The following is a 1,497-nucleotide window of genomic DNA, read 5'->3' as shown; positions in this document are numbered from 1 at the left end:
CTCCAGTCCACCCCCGTCCACCCCCGTCCACTTCATTCCCCCCGGTTCCCGAGGAGCTGAGAACCATGGCCGCAGGTGCCATGAATCCCGTCGTCGCCCGTGCCCTCGCCGACGCCCGGCCGGTGCCGGCCTGGCTCGACACCCCCGAACGACCCGCTGCCGAGCCGCCCCTGAGCGGGGAGGAGCACACCGACCTCCTGGTGGTCGGCGGCGGGTACACCGGGCTGTGGAGCGCGTTGATCGCCAAGGAGCGCGAACCGGACCGGGACGTGGTCCTCATCGAGGGCCGGGAGATCGGTTGGGCGGCCTCCGGGCGCAACGGCGGCTTCTGCTCCGCCTCCCTCACCCACGGCCTCGGCAACGGAATGGCCCGTTGGCCCGAGGAGGTCCGGGAACTGGAACGGCTGGGCGCCGTCAACCTCGACGCCATCGCGGAGACGGTCGAGCGCTACGACATCGACTGCGACTTCGAGCGCACCGGTGAGATCACCGTGGCCACCGCCCCGCACCACCTGGCCGAACTGCGCTCCCTGCGCGACGACGCCCGGGACTCGGGTCTGTCCGGCTTCGACCTGCTGGACCGGGACGAGATGCGTGCCGAGGTGAACTCGCCCACCTTCCTGGGTGGCCTGTGGGACCGGCACGGCACCGCCATGCTCGACCCTGCCCGGCTGGTGTGGGGCCTGAAGCGGGCCTGCCTGGCCGCCGGTGTGCGGGTGTACGAGGGCACCCCCACCGACCTGGTCTCCTCGCGCGGCCCCGGCGTGGCGGCCCGCACCCCCCGCGGGCGTGTGTTCGCCCGGCAGGCGGTGCTGGCGACCAACGCCTTCCGCTCCCCCCTGCGCCGCGTCCGGCCACTGATCGCCCCCGTGCACGACTTCGCGCTGATGACCGAGCCCCTGACGCCGGAGCAACGGGAGGCGATCGGCTGGCGGGGTCGTCAGGGCCTGGCGGACGCCAACAACCACTTCCACTACTTCCGGATCACCACCGACCACCGCATCCTGTGGGGCGGTTACGACGTGGTGTACCACTTCGGCGGGGGTACCGACGAGTCCCGGTGGCAGCGCCCGGAGACCTTCGAACGTCTCGCACGGCACTTCATGACCTGTTTCCCGCAATTGGATGGGGTCCGCTTCACCCACCGATGGGGCGGCGTCATCGACACCTGCTCGCGTTTCTCGCCGTTCTTCGGTACCGCCCACCGGGGCCGGGTCGCCTACGCGGCCGGCTTCACCGGCCTGGGCGTGGGCGCCACCCGATTCGGCGCGGAGGTGATGCTCGACCTCCTCGCCGGGGAACGCACCGAGCGCACCGCCCCGCGGATGGTGCGCGAGAAACCGCTGCCCTTCCCTCCCGAGCCGGTGCGCTGGGCGGGTATCGGCATCACCCAGTGGGCGATGCGACGGGAGGATGCCACCGGTCGCCGGAATCTCTGGCTCCGAGGGCTGGACCGGGCCGGCCTGGGGTTCGACAGTTGACCGCCACCCCGCGCCC

The 1,497-nt window shown here is 72.1% G+C and carries 1 protein-coding gene; it reads left to right on the top strand.

Annotated elements, in window-relative coordinates; translation table 11 throughout:
• Positions 1–65: 65 nt before the first annotated feature.
• Positions 66–1,481, top strand: a complete 1,416-nt coding sequence (locus FNQ90_RS22850; protein ID WP_182608082.1) for an NAD(P)/FAD-dependent oxidoreductase — start codon at positions 66–68, stop codon at positions 1,479–1,481.
• Positions 1,482–1,497: the final 16 nt, after the last annotated feature.

The sequence above is a fragment of the Streptomyces alkaliphilus genome (assembly GCF_014141535.1).
Lineage (GTDB): Bacteria > Actinomycetota > Actinomycetes > Streptomycetales > Streptomycetaceae > Streptomyces > Streptomyces alkaliphilus.
Note: the sequence above shows the minus strand (reverse complement) of the source record. Positions and strands in the feature narration are given on the sequence as shown.

Excerpts from the sequence above, each read along its gene's own strand:
- FNQ90_RS22850 (WP_182608082.1), top strand. The coding sequence starts at position 66 with ATGGCCGCAGGTGCCATGAATCCCGTCGTCGCCCGTGCCCTCGCCGAC.